The 26,556-nt window shown below is 66.3% G+C and carries 27 protein-coding genes; 13 read left to right on the forward strand and 14 right to left on the reverse strand.

From position 1 onward, the window contains the following. Positions 1-2: 2 nt before the first annotated feature. From RHA1_RS25725 to RHA1_RS25735, 3 genes are all read right to left on the reverse strand, one after another. Complete coding sequence (locus RHA1_RS25725) at positions 3-323, reverse strand: AtuA-related protein (RefSeq protein WP_011597460.1); 321 nt, start codon at positions 321-323, stop codon at positions 3-5. Further along, positions 320-1,693, reverse strand: a complete 1,374-nt coding sequence (locus tag RHA1_RS25730) for an acyclic terpene utilization AtuA family protein (RefSeq protein ID WP_011597461.1) — start codon at positions 1,691-1,693, stop codon at positions 320-322. The genes RHA1_RS25725 and RHA1_RS25730 overlap by 4 nt, the downstream gene beginning before the upstream one ends. 67 nt (positions 1,694-1,760) lie before the next feature. Next, the gene (locus RHA1_RS25735) at positions 1,761-3,071 is read right to left on the reverse strand and encodes a CitMHS family transporter (RefSeq protein WP_011597462.1); all 1,311 of its coding nucleotides are present in this window, start codon (positions 3,069-3,071) and stop codon (positions 1,761-1,763) included. A gap of 155 nt (positions 3,072-3,226) precedes the next feature. Between RHA1_RS25735 and RHA1_RS25740 the strand changes: the two genes are divergently transcribed. Both RHA1_RS25740 and RHA1_RS25745 read left to right on the forward strand, forming a co-directional pair. Continuing rightward, on the forward strand, positions 3,227-4,147 hold the full coding sequence (locus RHA1_RS25740) for a LysR family transcriptional regulator (protein WP_011597463.1): 921 nt from the start codon (positions 3,227-3,229) through the stop codon (positions 4,145-4,147). A gap of 9 nt (positions 4,148-4,156) precedes the next feature. After that, a complete protein-coding gene (locus tag RHA1_RS25745) occupies positions 4,157-4,522 on the forward strand; it encodes a VOC family protein (RefSeq protein WP_011597464.1) in 366 nt (121 codons plus the stop codon). A 15-nt stretch (positions 4,523-4,537) separates the two neighbouring features. Here the strand turns inward: RHA1_RS25745 and RHA1_RS25750 are convergent, their stop codons facing one another. Then, a complete protein-coding gene (locus tag RHA1_RS25750) occupies positions 4,538-5,563 on the reverse strand; it encodes a LacI family DNA-binding transcriptional regulator (protein WP_011597465.1) in 1,026 nt (341 codons plus the stop codon). Positions 5,564-5,705: 142 nt separating this feature from the next. Between RHA1_RS25750 and RHA1_RS25755 the strand changes: the two genes are divergently transcribed. From RHA1_RS25755 to RHA1_RS25765, 3 genes are all read left to right on the forward strand, one after another. Next, positions 5,706-6,761, forward strand: coding sequence for a Gfo/Idh/MocA family oxidoreductase (locus RHA1_RS25755; RefSeq protein WP_011597466.1), 1,056 nt, complete (start codon positions 5,706-5,708; stop codon positions 6,759-6,761). A gap of 5 nt (positions 6,762-6,766) precedes the next feature. Further along, positions 6,767-7,549 (forward strand): TIM barrel protein, encoded by a 783-nt coding sequence (locus RHA1_RS25760; protein WP_011597467.1) that lies wholly within the window; start codon positions 6,767-6,769, stop codon positions 7,547-7,549. Between the two features lie 63 nt (positions 7,550-7,612). Then, entirely contained in the window at positions 7,613-8,869 is a 1,257-nt protein-coding gene (locus RHA1_RS25765) for an IS701 family transposase (protein WP_011597468.1), read from the forward strand. A 99-nt stretch (positions 8,870-8,968) separates the two neighbouring features. On the opposite strand, the gene RHA1_RS25770 is transcribed toward RHA1_RS25765, so the two are convergent. Together RHA1_RS25770 and RHA1_RS25775 are read right to left on the reverse strand one after the other, a co-directional pair. Next, positions 8,969-10,069, reverse strand: a complete 1,101-nt coding sequence (locus RHA1_RS25770; protein WP_041812017.1) for an IS630 family transposase — start codon at positions 10,067-10,069, stop codon at positions 8,969-8,971. 62 nt (positions 10,070-10,131) lie between these two features. Beyond that, on the reverse strand, positions 10,132-10,560 hold the full coding sequence (locus tag RHA1_RS25775; RefSeq protein ID WP_041812020.1) for a hypothetical protein: 429 nt from the start codon (positions 10,558-10,560) through the stop codon (positions 10,132-10,134). A 16-nt stretch (positions 10,561-10,576) separates the two neighbouring features. Here RHA1_RS25775 and RHA1_RS25780 point away from each other — a divergent pair, with 16 nt between their 5' ends. From RHA1_RS25780 to katG, 5 genes are all read left to right on the forward strand, one after another. Then, positions 10,577-11,917, forward strand: coding sequence for a histidine kinase (locus tag RHA1_RS25780; protein WP_041812023.1), 1,341 nt, complete (start codon positions 10,577-10,579; stop codon positions 11,915-11,917). Positions 11,918-11,934: 17 nt separating this feature from the next. After that, positions 11,935-12,594 (forward strand): response regulator, encoded by a 660-nt coding sequence (locus RHA1_RS25785; protein ID WP_041812473.1) that lies wholly within the window; start codon positions 11,935-11,937, stop codon positions 12,592-12,594. Positions 12,595-13,119: 525 nt separating this feature from the next. Then, positions 13,120-13,386 carry a hypothetical protein gene (locus tag RHA1_RS50600; RefSeq protein ID WP_041812026.1) on the forward strand — a complete coding sequence of 89 codons (267 nt, stop codon included), beginning with the start codon at positions 13,120-13,122 and terminating at the stop codon, positions 13,384-13,386. A 113-nt stretch (positions 13,387-13,499) separates the two neighbouring features. Further along, entirely contained in the window at positions 13,500-13,943 is a 444-nt protein-coding gene (locus RHA1_RS25795; protein WP_043781216.1) for a Fur family transcriptional regulator, read from the forward strand. A 36-nt stretch (positions 13,944-13,979) separates the two neighbouring features. After that, positions 13,980-16,208: a catalase/peroxidase HPI gene (gene katG, locus RHA1_RS25800; RefSeq protein WP_011597474.1), complete on the forward strand. Its 2,229-nt coding sequence runs from the start codon at positions 13,980-13,982 to the stop codon at positions 16,206-16,208. Positions 16,209-16,302: 94 nt separating this feature from the next. On the opposite strand, the gene RHA1_RS25805 is transcribed toward katG, so the two are convergent. The 3 genes from RHA1_RS25805 to RHA1_RS25815 all read right to left on the reverse strand — a co-directional run bounded on the left by RHA1_RS25805 (position 16,303) and on the right by RHA1_RS25815 (position 18,314). Further along, a complete protein-coding gene (locus RHA1_RS25805; RefSeq protein ID WP_009478310.1) occupies positions 16,303-16,629 on the reverse strand; it encodes a hypothetical protein in 327 nt (108 codons plus the stop codon). Positions 16,630-17,209: 580 nt separating this feature from the next. Continuing rightward, positions 17,210-17,443: a hypothetical protein gene (locus RHA1_RS25810; protein ID WP_009478313.1), complete on the reverse strand. Its 234-nt coding sequence runs from the start codon at positions 17,441-17,443 to the stop codon at positions 17,210-17,212. Between the two features lie 91 nt (positions 17,444-17,534). Further along, positions 17,535-18,314 (reverse strand): acetoin reductase, encoded by a 780-nt coding sequence (locus tag RHA1_RS25815; RefSeq protein ID WP_011597476.1) that lies wholly within the window; start codon positions 18,312-18,314, stop codon positions 17,535-17,537. A gap of 327 nt (positions 18,315-18,641) precedes the next feature. Here RHA1_RS25815 and RHA1_RS25820 point away from each other — a divergent pair, with 327 nt between their 5' ends. Then, positions 18,642-19,550 carry a hypothetical protein gene (locus RHA1_RS25820; protein ID WP_011597477.1) on the forward strand — a complete coding sequence of 303 codons (909 nt, stop codon included), beginning with the start codon at positions 18,642-18,644 and terminating at the stop codon, positions 19,548-19,550. Positions 19,551-19,963: 413 nt separating this feature from the next. Next, entirely contained in the window at positions 19,964-20,386 is a 423-nt protein-coding gene (locus RHA1_RS44695) for an MmcQ/YjbR family DNA-binding protein (RefSeq protein WP_043781227.1), read from the forward strand. A gap of 109 nt (positions 20,387-20,495) precedes the next feature. Here RHA1_RS44695 and RHA1_RS25830 read toward each other — a convergent pair whose 3' ends face one another. The 3 genes from RHA1_RS25830 to RHA1_RS50610 form a co-directional block, all read right to left on the reverse strand. Beyond that, positions 20,496-21,101, reverse strand: a complete 606-nt coding sequence (locus RHA1_RS25830; RefSeq protein ID WP_011597479.1) for a hypothetical protein — start codon at positions 21,099-21,101, stop codon at positions 20,496-20,498. Positions 21,102-21,455: 354 nt separating this feature from the next. Next, positions 21,456-21,590, reverse strand: coding sequence for a winged helix-turn-helix domain-containing protein (locus RHA1_RS53655; RefSeq protein ID WP_167540954.1), 135 nt, complete (start codon positions 21,588-21,590; stop codon positions 21,456-21,458). Continuing rightward, positions 21,554-22,150 carry a response regulator transcription factor gene (locus RHA1_RS50610; RefSeq protein ID WP_011597481.1) on the reverse strand — a complete coding sequence of 199 codons (597 nt, stop codon included), beginning with the start codon at positions 22,148-22,150 and terminating at the stop codon, positions 21,554-21,556. The genes RHA1_RS53655 and RHA1_RS50610 overlap by 37 nt, the downstream gene beginning before the upstream one ends. A gap of 297 nt (positions 22,151-22,447) precedes the next feature. Between RHA1_RS50610 and RHA1_RS25840 the strand changes: the two genes are divergently transcribed. After that, complete coding sequence (locus RHA1_RS25840) at positions 22,448-23,326, forward strand: dihydrodipicolinate synthase family protein (protein WP_011597482.1); 879 nt, start codon at positions 22,448-22,450, stop codon at positions 23,324-23,326. Between the two features lie 357 nt (positions 23,327-23,683). Here the strand turns inward: RHA1_RS25840 and RHA1_RS25845 are convergent, their stop codons facing one another. Together RHA1_RS25845 and RHA1_RS25850 are read right to left on the reverse strand one after the other, a co-directional pair. Continuing rightward, positions 23,684-25,219, reverse strand: a complete 1,536-nt coding sequence (locus RHA1_RS25845; RefSeq protein ID WP_011597484.1) for an APC family permease — start codon at positions 25,217-25,219, stop codon at positions 23,684-23,686. Between the two features lie 240 nt (positions 25,220-25,459). Then, positions 25,460-26,506 (reverse strand): proline racemase family protein, encoded by a 1,047-nt coding sequence (locus RHA1_RS25850; protein ID WP_011597485.1) that lies wholly within the window; start codon positions 26,504-26,506, stop codon positions 25,460-25,462. Positions 26,507-26,556: the final 50 nt, after the last annotated feature.

Genomic DNA, 26,556 nt, shown 5'->3' on the forward strand with positions numbered 1-26,556 from the left:
CGTCAGATTTCGAGGCTCAGCAGGTGATAGCCCAGCGTCTTGCCGTGGCCGTCGAGTGCGGGTGAACCCGTGACGCCGCCGCCGAGGACGCCCGGCAACTCGAACACCATCGCCATCAGGTTCGGCTGGCAGGTGCGCCGGGCCGGGCCGGTGATCAGTCCAGCGTAGTGGGCGGCGACGACGTCCTCGGTCAGTCTCCGGGCGAGATGACGGTAGGCGGCGTCGTCCCGGGCCAGCACGGCGAGGATGAGCGTGTCCCCCTTGTCGCCGGCACGGACGTCGGCGAGGGTGTCGATCTTCTGAACCGTTGCGGGCGTGGTCATTTCGTCACCTCCGTGAGATGCACCCGGGTGGATGCGAGGTCGCGGGGGAGGGTGCACGAGCGGATCGCGAGTACCTCGGTCGCCGAGCGCCGGGCACCGCCGCCGCCGGCCGGTCCGTTGGTGTACAGACTTTCCACTTCCCAGCCGACGAGGTCGGCTTCCTTGCGGGTACGTGCGCGGGCGGTCACTCGCAGTCGAACCTCGCGGGCATCGGTGTCCGTGTCGAGGCCGCGGAAAGCCGCACCGGCGCCGATGTATTCGACGGAGACGGCGGCCTCGGTAAAACCGTGCACGTCCACGAGCCGTTCGGCGACGATGTCCGCGGCGAGCCGGGCGCGGGGGTAGGCACGCGGGCCCGCGTAGCTGATCTGCCCCTCACCGAGCCAGCCGCCGCGGAAGCCGAGGGTGACCTTCAGCTGCTGCGGCCGGGGGCGCCCCGTCGCACCGGTGATGGCGACCCGGTCGGGTCCGACGCTGGTGAACGACACGTTGCCGAAGTCCGCGGTGACGTCCGGCGTGAGATAGGCGGTGGGATCACCCACCTCGTACAGGAGTTGCTCGGCGCAGGTTCGTTCGGTGAGTATGCCGCCGGACCCGTCGAGTTTGCCGAATGTCGCCGATCCGTCGGCGAGGACGTCGGCGAACGGGAAGCCGAGATCGGCCATGCCCTTCACCGGTTTGGTGACGGGATCCGCGTAGTACCCGCCCGTGAGTTGTCCGGCGCACTCGAGCAAGTGCCCGATCGCGGTTGCGGCGCCGACGGTTTCGTGATCGGCCAGGTCCCATCCGAAATGGTGGGCGAGCGGGGCGACGTAGAGGGAAGGGTCGGCCAGACGCCCGGTGACGACGACGTCGGCGTCCAGTTCGAGCGCGGGGATCACGGCCTCCGCCCCGATGTACGCGTTCGCGGAGACGAGTTCCTCGTCGTGCTCCGCCAGGCGTTTCCCGGTTTCCCACACGACGGGGTCGTGGCGCAGCACCTGCTCGAGCACCGCGTCGCCCGTGATCGCAGCGATGCGCACCTGCCGGTCGGCGGACCGGGACGCGATGCCGGAGACCAGTTCGGCAGCGGCGAGAGGGTTCGCGGCACCGGCATTTGTGATCACCGTGGTCCCGGACGCGAGCGTGTGCGGGAGAACCGCGCGCATGCGTGCGGCGAGGAGCGGATCGTATCCTTCGTCCGGGTTCTCGAGGCGGCGCGCGTTTCCGGCGGCGACGGTGCGTTCGCCGAGGCATTCGAAGATCAGGTAGTCGAGGTCGGCGTGCCGGGCGAGTTTCTCGGCGGGGTCGATGCGATCCCCGGAGAACCCGGATCCGGCGCCGAGTCGCACGCTCCGCGAGGCTCTGTCGCGGGTGCTCGATGGTGTCACGGGCTCGAAGTCCTTTGCTTGTTCGACGGATGGTGGGGTGGGCCGGCTGCGGTGATGTCGCGGACGATTACAACGAGAGGGCACCGGTGAGCAGCGCCACGACGGTCATCACGATGGTGGTCCCGAAGGCCCAGCCGAAGATGAACCGCTGGTGCTTGCCGAGGTCCACCTTGCTCAGTCCGATCAGGATGAACGTCGCGGCGGTCAGCGGGCTGAGCGGGAATCCGGTGGTCATCTGGCCGAGGATGGCGGCGCGGCCGATCTCCGCGGGGTCGCCTCCGAACGATGCCGTGGTTTCCGCGAGCACCGGGACGACGCCGAAGTAGTAGGCGTCCGGGGTGAAGACCAGACTGAGCGGCATCGACGTGACGGCGGTGATGACGGGGATCAGAGAGCCGGCGGACTGCGGGATCCAGGAGACGAAGGTCTGCGCCATCGCGGTGATCATCCCGGTGCCGTTGAGGATTCCGGTGAGCACGCCTGCCGCGAGGATCATCGCCACCACCATGGTGACGTTGCCGCCGTGCTTCGCGAACAGGGCCTGTTGGTCGTCCCACTTCGGGCGGTTGACGGCGAGCGCAAGTGCGAATGCGATGGCGAATGCCACCTCCAGCGGCACGAGCTGGAACAGCAGGATCACGATCAGGACGAGCGTGAGCACGGTATTGAACGCCATCACCACCCGTTGGCGTCCGGTGCGCACCGGCGCGTCGGAGATGTGCGGCGTGCCGGGACCGCCGCCGCCGGCAGATGCCAGTTCGGTCACGCCGAGCCGCTTACGTTCGGTGCGACCGATCATGTAGGCGGCGAACAGGACCCACAGGATCCCGGCACCCATCGCGGGCAGGACCGGCGTGAAGATGTCGGCGCTGGTCAGGTCGAGCGCGGCCATGGCGCGGACGGTCGGGCCGCCCCACGGAATCATGTTCATCAGTCCCGCGGCCAGGCAGACGATGCCGGTGAGGACGACCGGGCGCATCCCGAGTTTCTGGTAGATGGGCAGCAACGCCGAGATGGTGATCAGGAAGGTCGAGGTTCCGTCGCCGTCGAGCGCGACGAGCAGGGTCAGTACCGCGGTTCCGACGGCGATCTTGGTGGGATTGCCACCTGCCCACCGGACGATCCGGCGGATCGCCGGGTCGAACAGTCCCACGTCGACCATCAGGCTGAAATACAGGACCGCGAAGGCGATCATGATGGCGACGGGCGCGACCTTCAGCAGACCGTCGCCCACCATCTCCCCGAGGTCGGGTGCCCATCCGCCCACGATCGCGAACGTGACGGGAACGAGGATCAGTGCGACGAGCACCGAGACCCGGCGGCTGAACGCCAGCGCCAGGAAACAAGCGATCGTGGCGAACCCGAGCGCGGCAACCATGTGACCTCCTTCGAAATGGAGTCTCAGTGTCGCGCGCCTCACATTTGCGCGTCAAATATCAATGATTGATTGATTCATGAGTTCAACTCATGAATGAGGTGATGCAGCTCGGGCGGCGGGTACGCCAGCCCAACGCATGAATACCGGCCATACTGATGCGCATGAGCATCAATCTCGGGATCTCGCACCTGAGGAGCATCGTCGCGATCGCCGACTACGCGAGCTTCACCGCGGCGGCCCACGCACTCGACGTGTCTCAGTCCTCGCTGAGCCGCTCGGTCGCCGAGGCCGAGCGCAGACTCGACGTCACGCTGTTCGAACGCACCACTCGCCGTGTCGAGTTGACCACGCACGGGCACGAGATCATCGAGCACGCCCGGCGGATGCTCCACGATTTCGACGACGGGCTCACGCAGATCGAACGATTCGTCACCGGCGACCGCGGAATCGTGACCGTGGCATGTCTGCCCTCACTCGCGGCCACGTTCCTTCCCCCCTATGTGGTGAGCTTCCGCGAGCAGCACCCCGACGTGCGCCTCCAGATCCGGGACGGACTACGTCAGGAGGTTCTCGACGCCGTGTACTCGGGCACGGTCGACCTCGCCCTGGTCACCACCTCGGGCATTCTGCCCGGACTGCAACAGGACGTCCTGACGAGCGACTCCTTCTATTGCGCTGTCGCGCCCACACATCCGTTCGCCGATCGGCCGGCGCTGAGGTGGTCGGATCTCGCCGGGCAGCCGTTCATCGCGTTCGGACCCGAGAGCAGCATCGCGGCGCCCGTCCGCCGGGCCGTCGAGGACGCACGCATCGAACTCGGTCCCGTCATGCAGGCGCAGAACATCGGCGCGGTAGCGGGATTGGCGGCGGCCGGGCTCGGCGTCACCGCGGTACCCGAACTCGTGCTTCCCATGATCTCGTTCGCCGGACTCGTCCACATACCCCTGCAGCCGACGGTCGAACGCACCATCTCCCTCGTTCAGGTCGCCGGCCGACCCCAGACGGCGAGCACCCGCGGTTTCGTGAACATGCTTCTCGCCGACCGAACTCCTGATCGAGGAGCCGATTCCGGCTAGAGTTCCGGCATGTCACCTTCTGGCGCAGATCATCATCGACTGAATTACGTGGAGTTGTCGGTCACGGACCTCGCGGACGCGGAAGCATTCTACCGCTCGGCATTCGGCTGGGAGTTCAATCCCTACGGCCCGCAGTACGCGGGGATCGTCGGTGCGGACGGTGAGGAAGTCGGCGGCCTGCTGCAGGTGCCGGAACGGAAGCCGGCAGGGGGACCGCTGGTGCTGCTGTACTCGGTGGACCTCGACGCGTCGGTGGATGCGGTGCGCGCGGCCGGTGGCATCGTGGTCAACGGCCCGTACGACTTTCCCGGCGGGCGCCGCTTCCACTTCACCGATCCGAGTGGCAACGAACTCGGTGTCTGGTCGGCGGCCTAGTATCCGGCAGCGAATCTAGTCGCGGTGTGCGACAGGGCCGGTGGTCGCGCGGCGGACGAGGTGCGGCGCGAGTACGAGGTCGACGGCCTTGTCGCCGGAGATCTGAGCCAGCGCTCCGTCGACGGCGGCCTCGGCCATGTGCGTCGCGTCCTGGGAGATCGTCGTCATCTGCACGTGCGGAATCCTCGCCAGGCGGGAGTCGTCGTAGCCCACGACGGAGATGTCCGCGGGCACGTCCCGGCCACTGCGGACCAATAGGTCGAGCACGCCGGTGGCGCACCGGTCGTTGAAGGCGACGACGGCGGTCGGGGGAGTGGGCATCTCCAGAAGTGTGTGCATGCCTTCTGCGCCTTCGGTTTCCGTCGTACCGCCCGTCACGACCGTTGCCGAAGCCGACAGTCCGTGCCGGTCCATCGCGGCCAGGAATCCGGCCCGCCGGTCCGCACCGCCGGGAGCGTCGGCGCCGTCGATGTGCGCGATGTTCCGGTGCCCGAGTTCGGTGAGGTGGTCGACGGCCAGGGTGATGCCGGCGACGTCGTCGCCCCGCACGGCACCGACTCCGGGCAAGCCGCTCGCGCGCGCCACGACGAGGGCGGGCACGCGGTCGGCCAGCGCGCCGAGCTCATCGGTGTCGAACCGGGTGCCGAGGAGGATCGCGGCCTCGCAGCGCTCCCGCATGAGCGCCTGGACGGCGACCTTCTCGGCGCGACTCGGGGCGACCGCGCTGAGCATCACGTCATAGCCCCGGCGGGTGGCCGCCGCGTAGATCTGTTCGACGAGATCGCCGTGGAACGGCTGCTGCAGTTCGAACACGACTCCGAGCAACCGGGAACTGGCCTGGCGCAGTTTCTGTGCGCGACGGTCGGGGACGTAGCCCATCTCGTCGGCGATGTCGAGCACGCGCCTGCGGGTGGCCTCGCTGGCCCCGGGAACGCCGCGCATCACGATCGAGACTAGCGCTGTGGAGACTCCTGCTGCTCGCGCTACGTCGCCCATCGTCGGGCGGGCGCCGCCGGTCGATCCCGCCACCGGTTCGACCACGTGCACGGCTCCTGTCTTCCGGGCCCCGCGCTGCTGCGCTCGAGGCTGCTCTTGACCAATGATCGCACGAGTTCTACGGTCTAGAACTAGAACGTACTAGTTCGCCTCGACCTCCACCCTTTCACTGCACTGGAGCGCACCCATGTCACACACCGAAGCCGCAACCGTCCACTCGACGGCGCCCGCTTCCCACCCGGTACGCATCGCGTTGATCGGTGCCGGACGCATCGGCTCGAATCACGCGGAGATCGTGGCCCGCCTGGTCCCCGGGGCGTCGCTCGTCGCAGTCAGCGACCCGGTCGGCGAGTCCGCGCAGCGTCTCGCCACCACGTTGGGAGCGTCACTCGCCACCACGACCGTCGACGACGTACTCACCAGCGACGAGGTCGATGCGGTGCTGATCACCGCCCCCGCGCGGAGTCATACGGACCTGGTCGTCGCGGCCGCGGCCGCCGGCAAGCACGTGTTCGTCGAGAAGCCGATGGCGGTGACCCTCGCCGACGCCGACCGAGCCATAGCGGCGGCCGCCGACGCGGGCATCGTCCTGCAGGTCGGCTTCAATCGCCGATTCGCTCCCGGATTCGCCGCCGCCCGCGCCGCGATCGACGCGCAGAAAGTCGGGGCCCCGCAGTTGCTGCGTTCGCTGACCCGCGATCCCGGGCCGTACACCGCCGATCCGGCACGCGTTCCGCAATGGACGATCTTCCTCGAAACGCTCATTCACGACTTCGACACCCTCTGCTTCCTCAACCCGGATGCCCGCCCGGTGCGGGTGCATGCCGTGGCCGACGCCCTGGTGCGACCGGACGCCAAGGGCGCGGGCCACCTCGACACCGCAGTGGTGACGGTCCAGTTCGACAACGGCGCCATCGCCACGGCGGAGGCGAGCTTCAGTGCGCTGTACGGATACGACGTGCGCGCCGAGGTGTTCGGCTCCGGCGGCATGATCACCGCAGGCAGCGGGCTCAGCACCGACATGACGTACTACGGGCCCGACGGGATGCACGCCGACACCGCGCGCCGCGACACCGACCTCCTGCACTCCGCGTACCTGGGGGAACTGACCGCCTTCGTCGACGCGATCCGCACTCACACACCGGCCGTCGTCACAGGCCAGGACGCCCGCACCGCGCTGTCGATCGCACTCGCCGCCATCCGCAGCGTCGAGACCGGCTCCGCCGTCGACCTGGACGGGTGACACCGATGGCCACGTACACGCTCGCCGCCAGCGCCGAAATGCTCTACCTCGACCTGCCGTTCCTGGACCGCGTGCACCGCATCGCCGAACGCGGACTCCAGGTCGAGATCTGGGACTGGTCCACCAAGGACATCGATGCTCTCGCCGCCGTCGGCGCCGAATTCTCCTCGATGACGGGCTATCTGGAGGGCAACCTCACCGAACCCGACGGCATCGAGGCGCTGCTCACCACGGCGCAGCAGTCCCTCGACGTCGCGAAACGGCTCGACTGCCCGCGGTTGAACCTGCACGGAACCGGACTCGACCACCGGGGACTGCCCGTCCGGCCGGTCGAAACGGTCACGCCCGCAATGTGGCTCACCGCCGCCGACACTCTGCGGAAGGTCGCCGAACTCGGCGAACAGGCGGGACGGGTGTTCACGCTCGAGAACCTCAACCTCGCCGTCGATCATCCCGGTACCCCGTTCGCGACCGCGGCCGACACCCTCGCACTCGTCCGGGCGGTCGACAGCCCTCACCTACGCATGAATCTCGATCTCTATCACGCCCAGATCGGTGAGGGAAACCTCATCGAACTCATCCGAAAGGCGCTGCCCTACATCGGGGAGATCCAGGTCGCCGACGTCCCCGGACGCTGCGAACCCGGAACCGGCGAAATCCACTACCCGGCTGTCGCCGCGGCCCTCCGCGACATGGGCTACACCGGCGTCGTGGGACTCGAAGGGTGGGCGAAAAACGATCCGGACGACGCGCTCGACGCGTTCGAGGCGGCATTCGCGCACCCCTAGTAGTACTTTGTTACCTCAGCGTGTCGGCTCGAGTTTCGATTCGAATCTCGAGAGGATCCGGGCATGGATGCAGCCGCTCTCGCCCGTGTCGGGGAACAGTTGGATACGTTTGTCGGTGAAGTGTTCTCGTCGCTGGCGCGCAAGGATCAACGGGAGAAGGCGGGACTGTATGCGCGGGGGTTGATGCTCGACGGCCGGCGGAAGTCGATGCAGCCGATGGCGCAGCGGCTGCGGGTCGATCATCAACGGTTGCAGCAGTTCGTGACCACCTCGCCGTGGGATGTGGTGCCGGTCCGGAAAACGCTGTCCCGCCGGGCGTGTGATCTGGTCGCTCCGGATGCCTGGGTCATCGACGACACCGGGTTCACCAAGGACGGCGATTCCTCGCCGGGCGTGGCCCGGCAGTACTCGGGCACCCTCGGCAAGGTCGGCAACTGCCAGATCGCGGTCAGTGTGCACGCCGCCTCCGACGCCGCGTCGGCACCGTTGGACTGGCGGCTGTTCCTGCCCGAGAGCTGGGACGATCGCTCGACCACCGATCCCGACGCGGTCGCGGCGATCACCGCTCGCCGGCAGCGGTCCGCGATCCCCGACACCGAGCATCACCGCCCCAAGTGGGAAATGGCGATCGAGATGATCGACGAGCTGATCGAGTGGGGCCGCACCCCACCGGTGGCGGTCGCGGACGCCGGCTACGGCGACGCCACTGCCTTCCGGCTCGCGCTGACCGAGCGCGGCATCGACTACGTCGTCGCCGTCAAGGGCTCGACCAGCGCCCATCCCGGCGACGCCATCCCGCAGACCGCGGCCTACACCGGCCGCGGGCGCCCGCCGACACCCCGCTACGGCCCGCACACGACCTGCAAGGACCTCGTCCTCGCCGCCGGGCGTAAAGCCCTGCGCACCGTGACCTGGCGGCAGGGAACCAAAACCAGCCCGAACAACCCCACCGCGGCGATGCGCTCGCGGTTCGCCGCCATGCGAATCCGCCCGGCGAACCGCGACATCCCCCGCGCCGAGGACGGCACCCTGCCCGCGGTCTGGTTGCTCGCCGAATGGCCCACCGGAGCCGACGAGCCGACCGACTACTGGCTCGCCACGCTCCCCGAGGACACCCCGCTGCCCGAACTGGTGCGCCTGGCGAAGATCCGCTGGCGCGTCGAGCACGACTACCGGGAACTGAAAACCGGTCTCGGGCTGGATCATTTCGAGGGCCGTTCCTGGCTGGGCTGGCACCACCACGCCACCCTGGTCACCGCCGCCCACTTGTTCATCACCACCCTCCGGCTGGCCGACCCAAAAGCGACTGGGCAGGACTGACGCTCTACGGCATCGTGCGCGAACTCCAACGCGCACTTGCTCGTTGGATCGGTACCTGCCCACTCTGCCACCACACCTTCCCGACCTAACAAAGTACTACTAGTGGTCTGTCTGCGATTTGATCTTGTGGAGGGCGGTGCGGCCGCGTTGGACTTTGGCGATGATGTCTTCCGCGGTCGCTTTCCACACGAAGGGTTTGGGTTCCTCGTTCCAGTGTTGTGCCCACGTGGTGATCGCGTCGGCAAGGTCGGTGACGCTGGTGAAGACGCCGCGGCGCAGCCGCTTGTCGGTCAGTTCTTTGAACCAGCGTTCGATCAGGTTCAGCCAGGAACTCGACGTTGGGGTGTAATGCAGGTGCCACCGGCGACGGTTCTTGTGCGCCAACCACGCTTTGATCTCCGGGGTCGAGTGCGCGGACAGGTTGTCGAGCACGACGTGAACGTCGAGCGAGCGCGGGACGCTGGCGTCGATCTGCTTGAAGAACCGCAGCACATCGGCTCCGGCGTGGCCCTTGCGGAGGTCTGTGAGGACCTCCCCGGTGCCGACGTTCATCGCCGCGAACAGATCGATGGTGCCGTTGCGCTTGTAGTCGTGGGTCATCGTCCCGGCGCGTCCTGGCTTCATGGGCAGCGACGGCTGGGTGCGGTCCAACGCCTGGCATTGCGTCTTCTCGTCGAACGAGAACACCACCGCCCGCGCGGGCGGGTTCAGGTACAGCCCAACGACATCGACGAGTTTCTCCTCGAATCGCGGATCGTTGCTGATCTTGAACGTCGCGACCCGCCAGGGCTTGAGATTGTGATCAGCCCAGATCTTGGCGACGGAGTCCTTCCCGATCCCGACGCGGGCGGCCATCGTCCGGGTGCTCCAGTGTGTCGAGCCGTCCGCCGGACGCCCCTGATGGGTCAACCGCAGCACCTCTTCGACTGTGCCCGCCGGCAAACTCGGTTTGCGGCCTCGCCCCTTCGCGACCGTCCCGACCCCGGAAGTTCCCTCTTCTGCGAAACGAGAGCGCCAGCGCCGCACCGCTTCCGGAGTCACCTGGCAACGTCTGGCTATCTCGGCATTGGCCACCCCGTCGCCTGCCCACAGCAAGGCCCGCGCCTGGACCACCTTCCGGTGCGGCAGTGTCGTCGAGGCCGCCATCCGCCTCAACTCCGCCCGCTGTTCGTCACTGACCGACAACGCCGCTGCAACCATGCGTCGACTATATAAAAAGCTCGACTAATTCGCAGACGGACCACTAGCCGTCCGTCCGTTCTTCACACGGGGGTCATCGTCGGCGTTCGCGCGCCGATCGGTCGCTGCTCGATCCCGTGGCCGGACAGTCGTCCGGTGTGGTGGGCCTCGATCATCCGCTGCTCCGCGCGCTGGGACCCGCGCAACGGCAGGGAGGAGGCGGCCGCGGTGTCGAGGAGCGCGCGCAATGCCGGTTGCTCGGCGGCCAGCGCATTCCAAGTCACATTCAGGGGGGTGCCGTCCTCGACCGCCTGGTCGAGACGGGCCGCGAGGTGATTGCTCCACCGGTGCTGAAGTGCGAGCAGGATGTTGTCGGTCGAGCCGAAAAGCTCGATCGCGCCGGGCACTTCGTCGAACCGCAACGCCTGTGCGGGGTCGGTGTGCGCCCGCGCCAGGATCTCTTCCAGTACCGCCCGGCGTGCACGGAAATCGTTCCACGACATCTCGGCCACCTCCGTAGTTTCGTTGATGGCGGCAACGCTACGGATCCGCGGCAGCGGTTTCGCCGTGCCACGGTCGAGTTCTCGTCTCCTACCGTGGGCGGAGGGGGTCTCCGCTCCGGAGAGGACGCGGTGCGGGTGGGTCTTCGCCTACGCTGGTCGTGTGCAGGTGACGGCATTTTTTCGTCGACGCGTGGCGGAGAGTGAGTACGACTACCCGCTCGCTGTGCCGGTGTTCGCGCACATCGCCGTCGTGGTCATCGCCGGTGCGGCTGTCGCGCAACGCGACGGCTTCGTGCCGCCGGGGTGGGTTCTGCTGTGTGGTCTGGTCGCCGCGGTGACCCCCGTTGCGGGAGACATGATCAGGCCGGGGGTGGTGCTTCCGCGTCCGTTCCTGGCCGTCGTCGTCGTCGCGGCGGCCGCACTGTTGCTTCTGCAGCAGCCCGACACGGCCTTCGACTTCGCTCCGCTCATCCTGGTGATCCTGACCGCCGAGGTCGCGGCAACGGCGTCACTGGCAGTCAGCCTCGCCACCTTGGCTGCCGCGATGGCAGTCCTGTCTGCGTTTGCACTGACGGGCCGACTCGACGGCGCGCCTTACGCTCTCGCGGGAGTCGTGCTGGGCTGGGCCTTCGGTTACCTGATGCTCACACAGTTGCGCCTCCTTCACCAGGAGCGGGCCTCGAAGGCGATTCAATCCGAGCAGGCCGCCACACGTGAGCGCCAGCGCATCGCCCGCGAGGTTCACGACGTCATCGCCCACTCGCTGAGCATCACGCTGCTGCATCTGACCGCGGCCCGTCGCGCGCTCGAGCAGGACCGCGACGTCGACGACGCGGTGGACGCGCTCTCTGACGCCGAGCGACTCGGGCGGCAGGCGATGGCCGACATTCGGCGCACCGTCGGGTTGCTCGACGCAGGTCCGTCGGGCACCCGTCCCGAGCCGGGCGTCGCCGACCTTCCCGATCTGATCGACGACTTCCGCCGTGCGGGTCTACCGGTGGCCTTCGACATGCAGGGCGACCTCTCCGCCGTGACCGGCACGGTCGGTCTCGGGATCTTCCGCATCACGCAGGAGTCGCTGGCCAACGTCGCCAAACATGCACCCGGCGCCAGTGCCGACGTGCGACTCACGATCGAGCCGGAACGCATCACCCTGGAAATCCGCAACCCGACCCGAGGTCAGGTGACCCCACCGACCGGCTCGCTCGGCTCCGGTCTGCGGGGCATGCGCGAGCGCGCCGCGCTGCTCGGTGGCACACTCCGCGCCGGCCCGGACGGCAGAGGATGGTCGGTGCACGCCGCGGTCCCATTGCCCCGAGATTCCTGTCGGCCGGCGATCCTCCGCCACATCCCGGGACTGTCGTGACGGGCCCGGAGATCAGGGTGCTGCTGGTCGACGACCAGGAACTCGTGCGGTCGGGGCTGCGCCGGATCCTGCGGCGCAAGGACGGCTTCGTGATCGTCGGCGAATGCGCCGACGGCGCGGAGGTGCCGGGCGCGGTGGTGGAGCACACTCCGGACGTCGTGCTCATGGACCTTCGGATGAAGAAGGTCGACGGCATCCGCGCGACCCGCGATCTCCGGTCGGGAGCGCAGCCACCGCCGGTGCTGGTGCTCACCACGTTCGACGATGACGAACTGCTGTCCGGGTCGCTCCGCGCGGGTGCGGCGGGTTTCATCCTCGAGGATTCGCCTGCCGAGGACCTGATTCGCGCCGTCCGCACCGTCGCCGAGGGCGGCGCCTGCCTCGACCCCGCAGTGACCGGACGCGTTCTCGCCACGTACCGCACCGTCGCGCCGTCGTCCGACGGGGGCCGGAACCACCTCACCGAGCTGACCGCGCGAGAACTCGATGTGCTCGCCCTCATCGGGCGTGGGCACAGCAACAGTGAGATCGGGCGTGAGCTGGGTATCTCGGGCGTGACCGTGAAGAGTCACGTCGGGCACATCTTCCTCAAGCTCGATCTCCGCGACCGCGCGGCCGCCATCGTGTACGCCTTCGATCACGGCATCGTCTCCCCGGGTGACGCCCGCCCGGATTAGGATCCGACGGAAGGCTTTTCATCCCGGCATCGTTGGCGCGGTTACAGTCGAAGCGTGGGACCCGTTCACCGGGCCGGTGCGCGACCGGGGAGGGTGAGCGTAGGGGGTCGGTGTCGAAGGTACGGCTTCTCGGTATGGCCGCGGCGGTGGGTTCCACCGCGGGCGGGCTGGCGGTCTTCCCGGGTTCGGGAGTGGCAGTGGCGGAGTTGCCGTCGCAGTGCGTCCAGTCCCAGACGGCGGTCACCTGCGCGTACACCGACAACACCGGCGAAGTGTCTCCTTCCGGAGGTGTCCACGGTGTACCGCTGAGGATTCCGGACGGCGTCTGGAAGGTGCACATCGAGGCGGTCGGCGGCCGAGGCGGTGACAGCAGTTGCCGCACGGTCGCTCCCGGCGGCCGGGGAGCGGTAGCCCGTGGTGACGCCTGGCTCGTTCCGGGATCGACGGTGTACGTCCGGGTCGGCGAGAACGGGCACGGCGGCGGACAGCCCGTGTTCGGATCCGACGGGTCGAGCCCGGCCAGCCTTGCGGTGGTCCCGGATACGGCGGCAGCGCAGGAAGTTCCGGTGCGACGCTCCCGGGGCCGTCGGCGACGGGATCGGCGCCGGGGGCGGAGGTGGGTACGGCGGCGGCGGAGGCGCCGCCGGGGGACGGATCGGTGGCACCGGCGAGGCGAACGAGCCGCCGGGCGGCGGAGGTGGCGGACTCTCCCTCGTGCCGTCGGGCGGCACGATCGGACTGTCTTCGCCGGATTCGGTGCCCTCGGTCGTCGTCACCTTCGAGCTTCCCTGAAGTTTGTCGGAGCCGCGGTCAGCCAACGGGCCAGGTGTGCGTGAGTCGAAGTCACGGCAAATAGTTTCCGCAAAGTCTTGGCTGAGTCCAGAAAAGTAAGTCATAGTGGGTGGGTGCCGTCGATGCCGGATTACGCAGCGCTGCTGCGCGGGGCTGAGCTTCGCGTGACCCGCCCGCGGGTCGCGGTGTTGGAGGCCGTGCACGCGCGTCCACATGCCGATACGGAGACGATTTTCGGAGCGGTGCGCACCGTTCTGGAAGGGGTGTCCCGGCAGGCCGTGTACGACGTGCTGCACGCAGTGACCGCTGTGGGATTGGTGCGGCGGATTCAGCCGCCCGGCTCCGTTGCTCGTTACGAGTCGCGGGTCGGAGACAATCACCACCACGTCATCTGCCGGTCGTGTGGGGCCATTGCGGACGTCGACTGTGCCGTCGGCGAGGCGCCGTGCCTGACCGCGTCCGACGACAACGGTTTCCTCGTCGAGGAGGCCGAGGTCATCTATTGGGGTCTGTGCCCCGACTGCTCGACTTCACAGACTTCTCGATCGAACCCATGACCACAGCCCAGTTTGGTCTCTCCCGGAAGGAATGTTGTGTCCGATAGCTGCCCGGTCGCTCATGAGGGAAACACTCAGAGCACCAGTGAAAGTGAAAACCCCGTAATCCCGTCTCCCACTCCGGCGGCGAACCGCCCGAGGAACAACCGCGACTGGTGGCCGAACCAGCCGGAGCTGTCGGTGTTGCACGCCCACACATCCAAGTCGAACCCGATGGGTGAGGACTTCGACTACGCCGAGGAGTTCGCCAAGCTCGACGTCGAGGCACTCAAACGCGACGTCATCGATCTGATGACGACCTCGCAGGACTGGTGGCCCGCCGACTACGGCCACTACGGCGGCCTCTTCATCCGGATGAGCTGGCACGCCGCGGGCACCTACCGCATCGCGGACGGTCGCGGCGGCGGCGGTCAGGGCGCTCAGCGGTTCGCCCCCCTCAACAGCTGGCCCGACAACGCGAACCTCGACAAGGCCCGCCGGCTGCTCTGGCCGGTGAAGCAGAAGTACGGCAAGCAGATCTCGTGGGCGGACCTCCTCGTCTTCGCCGGGAACTGTGCCCTGGAGTCGATGGGGTTCAAGACCTTCGGGTTCGGATTCGGCCGCGAGGACATCTGGGAGCCCGAGGAAATGTACTGGGGTCCCGAGGACACCTGGCTGGGCGACGAGCGCTACAGCGGCGATCGGGAACTCTCGGGTCCGCTCGGGGCCGTGCAGATGGGCCTCATCTACGTGAACCCGGAGGGGCCCAATGGCCAGCCGGATCCGCTGGCAGCCGCCCGCGACATCCGGGAGACGTTCAGCCGCATGGCGATGAACGACGTGGAGACCGCTGCGCTGATCGCAGGCGGCCACACCTTCGGCAAGACGCACGGCGCAGGCGACGCCGACCTGGTCGGTCCGGAACCGGAGGGCGCCCCGATCGAGCAGCAGGGCCTCGGCTGGAAGAGTGCCTACGGCACCGGCGTGGGTAAGGATGCGATCACCAGTGGTCTCGAGGTCGTGTGGACCCCCACACCGACGAAGTGGGACAACAGCTTCCTGGAGGTCCTGTACGGCTACGAGTGGGAGCTGACCAAGAGTCCCGCCGGTGCCTGGCAGTGGACCGCGAAGGACGGCGCAGGCGCGGGCACGATTCCCGACCCGTTCGATTCGTCGGCGGGGCGTGCTCCCACGATGCTGACCACGGACCTCTCGCTGCGCATCGACCCGGCCTACGAGAAGATCACCCGGCGTTGGCTCGACCACCCGGAGGAATTCGCCGAGGAGTTCGCCAAGGCCTGGTACAAGCTGCTGCACCGCGACATGGGACCCGTCACGCGCTACCTCGGCCCGTGGGTTCCCGAGGCGCAGCTGTGGCAGGACCCGGTCCCTGCGGTCGATCACCAGCTGATCGGTGACAGCGAGATCGCCGCGCTCAAGGGCAAGATCCTCGACTCGGGCCTGTCCATCCCGCAGCTGGTGTCCACCGCTTGGGCGTCGGCAGCCACCCACCGCAGCACCGACATGCGCGGCGGCGCCAACGGGGCGCGGATCCGGCTTGCGCCGCAGAAGGATTGGGAGATCAACAGCCCCGCCGAGCTGTCCACGATCCTGCAGACCCTCGAACAGATTCAGCAGGACTTCAACTCGTCGCAGTCCGGCGGAGTGAAGGTCTCACTCGCGGACGTGATCGTTCTGGCGGGTGCTGCGGCTGTCGAGAAGGCGGCGAAGAACGCCGGTCACGACGTCACGGTCCCGTTCACGCCGGGTCGTACCGACGCCACACAGGAGCAGACCGATGTGGAGTCGTTCGCCGTACTCGAGCCGAAGGCCGACGGGTTCCGCAACTACCTCCGGGCGGGGGAGAAGTTGCCTGCCGAGGCACTTCTGGTCGACCGGGCCTACATGTTGAACCTGACCGCTCCGGAAATGACGGTTCTCGTCGGCGGCCTGCGTGCACTGAACGCCAACTTCGGCCAGACGAAGCACGGCGTCTTCACCGACCGGCCCGAGGCGTTGACCAACGACTTCTTCGTCAACCTCCTCGACATGGGTACGGAGTGGAAGGGTGCGTCCTCGGCCGAGAACGTCTACGAGGGCACCGACCGTGTGACGGGTGCCGCCAAGTGGACCGCCACCGCCGTCGATCTCGTGTTCGGTTCGAACTCGCAATTGCGCGCTCTCGCCGAGGTGTATGCCGCCGACGACGCGCAGCAGAAGTTCGTGCAGGACTTCGTTTCTGCCTGGAACAAGGTGATGAACCTCGACCGGTTCGACCTCGACTGATCACGGTTTGATCGGCCGAGGCCGATCAACCGCCATCTGGCCCGGCACCCGCGAGTGGATACTCACCGGGTGTCGGGCCGGATTGTGGCGTATGTCAGAGGTGTGGGAGCGCCGCAGTGAGAAAGACTGTGCCGGCGGCGATTCCGAAAGCGCCGGTGAGAATGCCCAGCAGTGCTTCCAGAGACTTGGGCTCGCTTCCTTCGACGGCAGGGTGCCGGTTGGCGGCGATGCCGGCAGCGATGGCGCAGACGCCGAGAACGATGCCGAATCCGAACATCCAGAACATCACTATCGATAGTGCTCCCAGCATGACCGAGATGTCGCTCCAGTGTTCGCCCTGCAGGTGCTGTGGTCTGGTGAGCCGGGAGAATCGTGCGGGCGAACTGCCGGGATCGGGGCGGGATTGGGTCGTGGCGGTCATGGTCTTCAGGTCCTCGGTTGCGTGCTGACGCGGATCGGTGCGTGGATCGCGAACGGCGAGGGCTCTGGAACGGCATCCAGCAAAGATCGGGTCATTGAGTGGATGTCGGTGACGGGATCGTGACGCAGCACAGCAATACACCTCCCATGATCAGTCGATAGGCCTACCACCTCGGTAGACGCTCATCACTGTGCACGAGAAATTTAGCACTTGACTACCGCGAGTGCCAGAGTGGGTGGTGGTGCGCTTTCTGCACGCGGGAATCGGATTCTTCGCTACCCGGTGGTTAACGGTCGCGAAACGGTGGTCGTTCTGGCCCGGCGGTGCTAAATTTCGGTTTGCACAGTGGGCCGCGCCCGCCGCCGTGACGGGCGCGCAGGAATTCGGGAGGTGCAGTGCTGTGCGTCGAGAAGAAGGCGGATCATCGAATCAGCGTGCGCAACGTCGAGTAACGGAACTGCGTGAGGACGAGCCCATCCGGTGGCCGGACCCCAGTCCGCTCAGCAGTTGGTGGGATCGGGTCGTCTGGGGTGCGAGGGGATCGGCGACCTGACGAGTCCGTCTTCGTCCGACGCGGGGTTCAGTCGGTCGACAGTTTCTCGGCGTTACGCACCGCGGTCTCGAGATGTCTGTCCGCGGTGCTCAGGTCGAGCCGGGCGTCGCTGAGGCTGTCGATCACCTGTTCCCGCGACGCACCCTCGGTCGTGCTGTCGAGGAGGTCGAACGCGTCGGTCAACTCCTTGATGCGGTTTTCGAGTGCTTGCAGATCGAACCGCAACCGAGCGGTGCGCTCGACCAGGTCGTCTACGTCCACGGCTGCCCCTTTCGTCCCCGGACGTGCTGTCGCATCACCCTACGTCCGTCTACCCGTGGATCCGGGCGTGAAACCCCGCTGCGGGTGGTGCCTATCGGTACACCAGGCCGCCGTCGATCAGTCCCGATTGCCCGGTCATGTAGTCGGAATCCGGTCCGGCGAGATACGACACGTACGCGGCGACGTCCTCGGGCGTCTGCGCGCGACCGAGGGCGATGCCGCCGACGAACTTCTCGAACGTTGCACCCTTCGGTGCACCGGTGAGGGCCGCGAAGCGTTCGTCGATGGTGACCCACATGTCGGTGCCGACGACGCCGGGGCAGTAGGCGTTGACGGTGATGCCGTCCGCCGCATACTCCTTCGCCGCGGCCTGGGTGAGTCCGCGGACTGCGAACTTGGTCGCCGAGTACACGCCGAGCATCGGGAATCCCTCGTGGCCGGCGATCGACGAGGCGTTGATGATCTTCCCGCCGTGTCCCCGCTCCCGGAACTTGGCTGCCCCGACCTGGATACCCCACAGCACGCCTTCGACGTTCACGGCGAGGATGCGTGAGACCTCCTCCGGTGTCACGTCGGCGATCGGGTTGACCTGGGCGATTCCCGCGTTGTTGACGATGATGTCGAAGCCGCCCAGTTCGCGCTCGGTCCGGTCGACAGCAGACTGCACCTGATCGCGGTCCGTCACGTCGGCGACCAGTGAGATCGCCTTCACTCCTACCGCCCGGACCTCGTCGGCCACCGCATCGAGCCGGTCGCCGTTGACGTCGACGAGCGAGATGTCGGCGCCGTCCGACGCCAATCGCAATGCGATCGCGCGCCCGATGCCCTGCCCCGCGCCGGTGACCAGAGCGACTTTGCCCTTGATGCTCATGCTTGGCTCCTGCCTGTTGTGATCGTCCTCACAGATGAGCCAAGCATCCTCCACGGCGCGTTTGCAAGGGTTGCACTCGGTTGCAGTGTGGTCGAGTAGACCGTCGATTGCGTTCGCCTCCAACGGAAATGGTCGGAACCTGACGCTGGTCGAGCACTCGCATACCCGGTAGGCTCGGCCGGGTGAGTACTCCCGGTTCGGTTCGGCACCGCCTTCCTGCTGTCGGCTCGGGGGTGTCGGGAGGGATTGACACGGCATTGATCGCGGCGCTTGACTGGAACGCAAGCTGGTGTGGGCTCGCCCGATGGTGTTCCGGGAGGTTGACGTATGCGCGGCACAGGATTAGCGGGTCCGGGCCATCGACGCGGAGCAACATCCCATTGCAGGACCATCCCGGTACTGGCACTGGTGGGAATGTGCATTCTCTCCCTGAGTGTGACCCGAACAGCCGGCGCAGACCCAGCAGCGGACACCGTCGAGACCGGGTTCGCGATCCCCTTCGCCGGGGCACCCGGCTACGAGAGCCTGGCACCGACGCAGGTGACCAACCCTGGGCAGCTCAACGAGCCACTCGGTCAGCAAGCGGCGGACGAGATTGCCGGCCAGGTGGGGCTCACCAGGGCTGACGCCTTATCCGAACAGCAGTATCGCGACCTCGTCACCGGCGGCGGAGTCGGCGGCAGCCGCGACGCTGCCGAGGTGATCGATGCATGCGCCCAGATCCTCACCAATACGAACGGCCGTCCCCTGTATTCCGCCGTCGATGGCCAGTCCACACCGTCGGTGCTGGCCAGCTACGGGCTCTACGTGAACACCAGCGGGCTGCTGGAGAGTCCGGCCAACGCGGACGCCCCGACGAGGCAGGTGAACTCATTGATCGCTCCCGGTGGGTTCGTGGGCACCTGGTTGAGGAACAACGATGCGACGCGAACCCTGATAGCGCTGTACCGGTCGGCGTACACGGTGCAAGCGGTCTATGGCTTCGCATCGCAACAGATTTCGGGCGCGGCTCAACTGGTGACCAACACCAAGGGGGGTGTGAGTTCGGAGGTAGGCATGTCGATGGCGCCGCCGCTCTGGATTGTGAACTTCGCCCTGCTCTACGTATTGAATCCTTCCGTGGCCGCAGCGATGCCTGCCCACTGGGCTCCCATTCCGTCCGCGGTTGCCGAGGCAATACACTCGAGCCCCACCGGCCAGGTTCCTTTCAGCGACTATGCGTCCTACTTCCAGTGACTCGATTCCGGAGCTCGGCGAGATGCATTGACGTCGAGATGGCCGAGTTGTTCGACCATGTAAGTCACGGCGTTGTCGATTTTGCGGCGCCAGGGCCGCGTCACCTCTTCGGGATCCTGGGCCTCGAGAGCATGGAATATCGCAGTGTCGTCGGCGACGATCTCATCGACCGAGTACGCGTATTCCAGACCGAGAATCGAGACGAACATCCGCAACTGCAGCGACAGGCGGAAGAACATCTTCTCGATTCTCGGCATGTCGGCTGCGGCAGCGAGGGCGTCCTGCCACCGGATATCGGGGTAAGTCCCTCGTCGACTCCGCGCGAATCTGACCGCGGCACCACGAATGCCCTCGTTCCGCACAGTTCCCACGTGACTCGCACGAGCCTGCGGGTACCGTTCTATGATGTTGCGATGACGGCAGATCCGCGCCGCGCACGGGTGGACGATGTGCATGAGTTGGCGTTGGGTATGCCCCACGTCAAGGTCGAATGTGGGCCGCGGGGCAATCCTGTCTATCAAGTCGGCGGCAAATCGTTCGTGTTCTTCCGAACGCCTCGCCCCGATGCCTTCGACCCTCGTACCGGTGAACGGTATACGGACGTGATCGTGTTCTGGGTGCCCTCCCAGTCCGACAAGCAAGCAATGGTTCAAGACCCGGCGTCGCCGTTCTTTACCACTCCACATTTCGACGGACATCCGTCGGTGCTGTTGCGGTCAAGTCGGATCGGCGATCTGACGCTGAAAGAACTGACCGAGGTGGTTCAGGATGCGTGGCTCTGTCGGGCATCGTCGGCCCGGGCTTCGGCATGGCTCGCCGCGCACCGTCTGTCGTAGTGACGGTTCTTCCCGGTTGCCGAAGCTTCCCGTCACGTAGCCAGACGGTGCACTGCACGCAGAACGCGCGGTAGTCGCGTCATCCCGCGTGGAATCGATTAATTTCGTGTCAGAACTTCCCGACGGCGTCGAGGTTGGCGAACACCTCACCGGCCATGAAGACGTTGGCACCTGCAGCCTCGTTGAGGGTCTGCGCGAAATACGGGGAGAAGCGGAACGGCCAATACGTGGGGCCGATCCCGCCACCGTGCGGCGTCATGACCGTCGGCATCATCTCACCCACGTTGTAGGTGGCGACCATCCTCTCGCCCTGGGGGACCCCGTTGATCGTCACAGTCCCGTAGGCGCCGTCCATCCGCAGCCAGATATCCTGAACCAGAACAGAGTTCCCGGTCTTGCTGACGAACCTCGGCCCGCCGGGGTAGAACACGCCCATGCATGCGTCGATATGGTTGGTCTGCGAGCCGATTGGCAGATAGAGACCGGTCTTCGCGGGCTTAGCCTCGAACGGTGCGACGCCTTCGACCGCGATCTCGTTTTCGTTCAGCAGCGCGACGATTCGCGGGGGGAAATCGAAGTTGGCATATCCGGACTGCGTGAAATATGGCAATCTCATACACTCGGCCTGAGCAGTCGGCAGGGGCGCGTGAAGAGATAACGCCAGCACCAGGAAAACCCAAGCGACCGCTCCTACAAACGCACGCAAGATACGCATCTCTGCTCCAATCTTCGGGTTTGTTCGGCGTGGCACCGGGCGGCAAGTGGCGCCAAGAAGCCACACATAGTACGGTACGCGCCCCGCGTCTGGCATCAAATCTCTATTTTTGCTGGGATTGACTTTCGCTTGGGGTAATCGTCATCGGTCCGCGGAGAAGACTGAAATGCCGCCTTCGCTGCTGGTACTCGACGTCGGGCTGTTGCCGATCACCTCGGTTTTGCGAGCAGACGCAGCAGTGTTCTTCGCGTTTCCGCAACGCTGTCTCGGACGCGCGCTGGGCGCCCCGATATCCCAGTGCCGCAACGTAACCTGACGTACCGGCAACCTCGACCTCGTGCCGGGATCGCCCTGTCACGTCCGAAAGACGTAACCGATCCCCCGGACGGTGTGGATCATTCGTCCAGCGCCCGTGGCCTCGAGTTTGCCGCGCAGCGAACTGATACACACGTTCAGCACGTTCGACCGTGCGGCCACGGACACCGGCACCGCCCAGATAGTTCGGAGGAGATCTTCGCGGAGACGACGCGCCCGACCTCCTTGGCGAGGACGACCAGAACATTGAATTCCTGTCGGCTCACATCGACCCATTGGCCGTTGGAGTAAACGGTCCTCCCGGTGACGCTGATGGTCAATGAGGGGAAGACGAGGTCCTCGATCGGTGCCCAGCGCACACGACGAAGGACAGCGCGGAACCGCGCTGCGAGTTCGGGCACGGTGCAGGGCATCACCACGTGGTCGTCGGCGCCGGCATCGAGGATGGCGATGCGGTCGGCGGTGGACGCGGTGCCACTGATGACACAAATTCCGGCACCGACTCCGTCGAGCCGCTGCCGTTGAACGGTGGACACGATCTCGACCCCCTCGCGGTGAAAATAGGCGATCAAATCGGGGCGCAGTGCGTCGAGCCTGCCCGGTGTCAGGTCGCGGAGGTCCGTGCAGGACACCCGAAGGCCGTGGGATCCGAGCTTGCTCAGTAGGTTCGGCGACCCGAGGCCCACCAGCAGTGCCGAGGGTTGTGTGAGCTCATCTGACGCGAGGCACGTCACGGATCCGATCCTCTTCCGGAAGTGCCAACGGAGATGACATCTGCATCGACATGCTGCAACACATCTCGCGAAGAAGGTCTCGGCACAGCACGGCCCAGGAGGGCGGGACGGGTTCACCTGCGGTCACGTTCATCTGCGCACTCCGGATTGCTCGGGGGCGCCGGTGGCGCCCTGGGGATGTTCCAGTCCGTCGGGGACACGTCCCGTTTGATTATGACCCCAATTACATCCCATGCTTGCCGTTATTGGCAAGGTTCATTTACCATTAATGGGTCACTTGTTCCCCAGGAGGTATCCATGTCAGAAGATCTCGCGGGCGTCTACTCGGCGGTCGCCACTCCGTTCACCCAGGATCAGCAGCTCGACGAGGCCGGTCTGCGCCGGTTGGTCGACCGCACCATCGAATCCGGAATTCACGGGCTCGTTCCGCTGGGGTCGACGGGTGAGTTCTTCGCCCTGAGTCGCGGCGAACGCGAGTGCGCGCTGGAGGTGGTGCTCGACCAGACCGCAGGGCGGGTGCCGGTGGTGCCGCACACCGGTGCGACCAGCACCGCCGAGGCGATCGCTCTGTCCCGGCACGCGGAGAAGGCGGGTGCGACCGCGCTGATGCTGGTGGCGCCGTACTACGAGCCGTTCAGCATCGAAGAGGTCAAGAGCTACTACAAGGATGTAGCCGGATCTGTGTCGATCCCCGTGATGGCCTACAACCTGCCGGCCGCGACCGGGGTGAACCTGACCCCGCACATCCTCTGTGAACTGATCGACGAGGTTCCCAACGTCAAATACGTCAAGGACACCAGCGGTGACTTCACCGCCGCGGCGCAGCTCATTCACGAATTCGGGGACAAGGTCTCGGTGTTCGTGGGTTGGGACACCCTCTTCTATGCCGCCCTGCTCGAGGGCGCCGCCGGTTCGGTCATCGGTGCGGCGAACGTGGTGCCGCGTCAGCTGATCGACGTGTACGACGCCATCCAGGCAAGCGACCTCGCGTTGGCTCGTAAGCTGTGGGCCAAGCTGTTCCCGGTGATGAGCACCCTCGTCAGCGGTGGATACACCGCGGCCGTCAAGGCGGGGATGGAACTGGTCGGTCACCCCGCCGGGCCGCAGCGGGCGCCCGGTGCCGCCCTGACCGGTCCTCGCCTTCGCGAGCTCGAAAAGGCCCTCGCGGCACTGTAAGCGGGGACATCCCGGCCCCCGTCGGTATCTATGATCGCCGGCCCCGACATGGGGCCGGCGATCATCGTTGTCGGCGGGGTTTCTTGCTGTGCGGGAATGTGAATCGACCACACCGCTCGGGAGATGATCGACCGTGGTGTGTTCTCGAGCGCGTCGAGGAAGACCTGGATCGCTCTGTCCACGAATCGGTCTCGCGGTTGTCATGTCGGGTAGTGCAGTGAGCCGAGTGCGTACCGCCATGGGTGCCTCGGGCGGCGGCGTCGGTCCGCTCAGATGCGCGACGAACGGCGGGGGACGAAGTCGTCACTTCGTCTCCCGCCGTGCGGATTTCGGCCTAGTGGCCGTCGCTGTCGGGTCTCATGCGCGACCGGCGCGGAGCCGTTCGGCGACCTCGATGGCGTCACCTTCGGGTGCGGTGGAGTCGGCGCCCGGCTTCGCGATCACCAGGTAGAGGAACCCGGCGACGGTGATGATGGAGAACCCGATCAGCGCGATCCAGCGGTCGACGAACGGAAGGCCCTCGTCGCCGCTGGGGCGGGCCAGGATGATCATGGCGATGATGCCGTAGACCAGGGCAGCGATGTTGACGGCGACGCCCAGTTTGCCCAGGGTCCACGGTCCGCCCGGCTTCCAGCCCTTGAACCGCATCCGCAGCGCGGCCAGGACCACCATCTGGAAGGCAAAGTAGGCGGCGATGACCTGGAACGCGGCGATCCGGAACAGGGAGTCGGGGAAGAAGTAGACGAAGACCGTGAGCAGCACCGGCGCGACGTTGATACCCAGCAGTGCGTTGACCGGGATGTGGCTCGAGGAGGTGCGGGCGAAGAAGTGGCTGCCGGGGAACATGTCGTCGCGGGCGAACGAGTACACCAGCCGGCTGACGGCCGTCTGCTGGCCCATGACACCGGCCAGGAAGGAGGTCAGTGCGATGACGAGGAACGCCTTGGAACCGACCGTGCCGAGGCTGCCCTGCAGGATCGTCGGGATGGGGTTGGCGTCCTCCCCGGCCACGACGGCGGCCAGATCCGGGCAGGCGAGGACGAATCCGGAGAAGGCGAGCAGGGCGGCACCGCCGCCGACGAGGACCGTCAACGCCATCGCCCGAGGAATGGCGCGGGCCGGATTGGGGGTCTCCTCGGCGACCTCGCCGCAGGCCTCGAAGCCGTAGAACATGTACAGGCCCACGAGTGATGCTCCGACGAAGGCGTAGATGTAACTCTGCCCGCCTCCGGCGCCCATGGTGTCGAAGAAGACCGAGAAGGGCTGCTTGCGCTCGAAGATCAGCAGGTACAGGCCGATCGCGACGACGCCGATGAGTTCTGCGGTCAGGCCGACGACGGAGATCCGGGCGAGGGTCTTGGTGCCGGTGAGGTTGAACAGCAGGCAGACGGTCAGCACCGACAGGGTGATGACGAGTTTCTGCAGCCCGGTCGCCGAGACCGACGGCTCGTCCGCGGTGCCGAACAGCAAACTTGCGATGAAGTCGGAGCTGAACATGGCAGTGGTGGTGATGCCGATGGTGATGGCACAGATGTAGACCCACGACATCAGCCAGGCGTACTGGCCGTTCCAGAGCCGGCGCGCCCATTGATACAGGCCGCCCGCGAGCGGAAACTGGGAGACGATCTCACCGAAGACCAGGGCGACCAGCAGTTGTCCGAACCCGACGATGAAGATCCAGAAGATCGCCGGGGGCCCGGCAGTGGAGATTCCCAGCGCGAAGATCGAGACCACGCCGACCATCGGGGACAGGTAGATGAAGCCGAGGGCGAAGTTCGCCCACAGGTTCATCTTGCGCTCGAATTTCGGTTCGTAACCGAGGGCGCGGAGATGCTCGTCATCTCCATGGGGGGCGACTTCGCGGCTGTTACCCGTATCGCGCGTCTCTAGCATGTTTCCTCCGGGGATGGGGACTGACCGAGTGAATCGAAGATCGACGCAGTGTGCGGATCGACTTCAACTCGACCTCTCAGTGATGCATGTCACTGTGCCATTAAGGTTAATTCACCTAGCCATTTTTGGCAATGCTATCGGGGAAATGTTGTGGGGCGTCCTGGGACTGCTATAGCACGAGACTGCACGCCCCGAAATATGGGGGCGTGCAGTCGCGTTCGGCCTTTCGTGTGTGGTTGTTCAGAGCGCAGTGAGCCAGGTGTCGCCCAGGGTGTATCCGTTCGGGAAGGGATCGCTGGGGTCGAGCCCGAGCTGGGTGGTTCCGGTGATCCAGGCCCGTCCGGCGACGCTGGGGATGACCGCGCCGTACCCGCCGATGGTGGTCACGGACTCCACCCGGGAGTCGAATTTGGTGCCGATCAGTGATTCGTGGACGAATCGCTCGCCGACGGCGAGTTCGCCGCGTGCGTGCAGGACCGCCACTCGTGCCGAGGTGCCGGTGCCGCACGGGGACCGGTCGATCCGGCCGGGGGAGACGACCACGGCGTTCTTCGACGTCAGATACTCGCCGTTCTCGTCGGTCTGCCGGGACAGCGGCCCGGTGAAGACCGTCTGGGTGATGCCGGGGATCTGCGGGTTCTCGGGGTGCTTGACCTCGTACTGTTCGGCGCCGGCCTGCTTGATGCGCTGGCCGAGTTCGCAGAGGGCGCGGGCTTCGGAGGGTACGAGGTCGAAACCTGCTTCGGCGGCGTCGACGACGACGTAGGTCATTCCGCCGTAGGCGATGTCGACGGTGAGCTTGCCCAGATCCGGGACCTCCAGCGGCACCTGAGTGTGGTAGACGAAGGCCGGCTGGTTGGTCAGCCGAACGTTTTCGACCTTGCCGTCCTTACACTCGCACTGCACCTTGATCAGGCCGGCCGGGGACTCGAGGACCACTTCGGTGACCGGCTCGGACATCGGCAGCATCCCCGTCTCGAGCAGCACGGTCGCCACGCACATGGTGTTCGATCCCGACATCGCCGGGTACTCCGTCGACTCGAGGATGACGTAACCCAGCGGGGCGTCGGGGTGGTTGGACGGCAGGATGATGTTGGCGTTCTGCACCGCGGCACCGCGCGGCTCGAACAGGATCAGCTGACGGATCTGATCGAGGTTCTCCTCGAGGTAGACGCGCTTGTCGAACATCGTCTGGCCGGGAACGTCGCCGATGCCCCCGACGATGACGTTGCCGACCTCGCCTTCCGCGTGGCAGTTGACCACATTGAGTACGCGGCTGAATCGCATTGTTCGCTCTCTTCTTTCGGCGCTACCGACGCGCGCTGAGGTTGTCTTTC

This window comes from Rhodococcus jostii RHA1, from assembly GCF_000014565.1.
GTDB classification, from domain to species: domain Bacteria; phylum Actinomycetota; class Actinomycetes; order Mycobacteriales; family Mycobacteriaceae; genus Rhodococcus_F; species Rhodococcus_F jostii_A.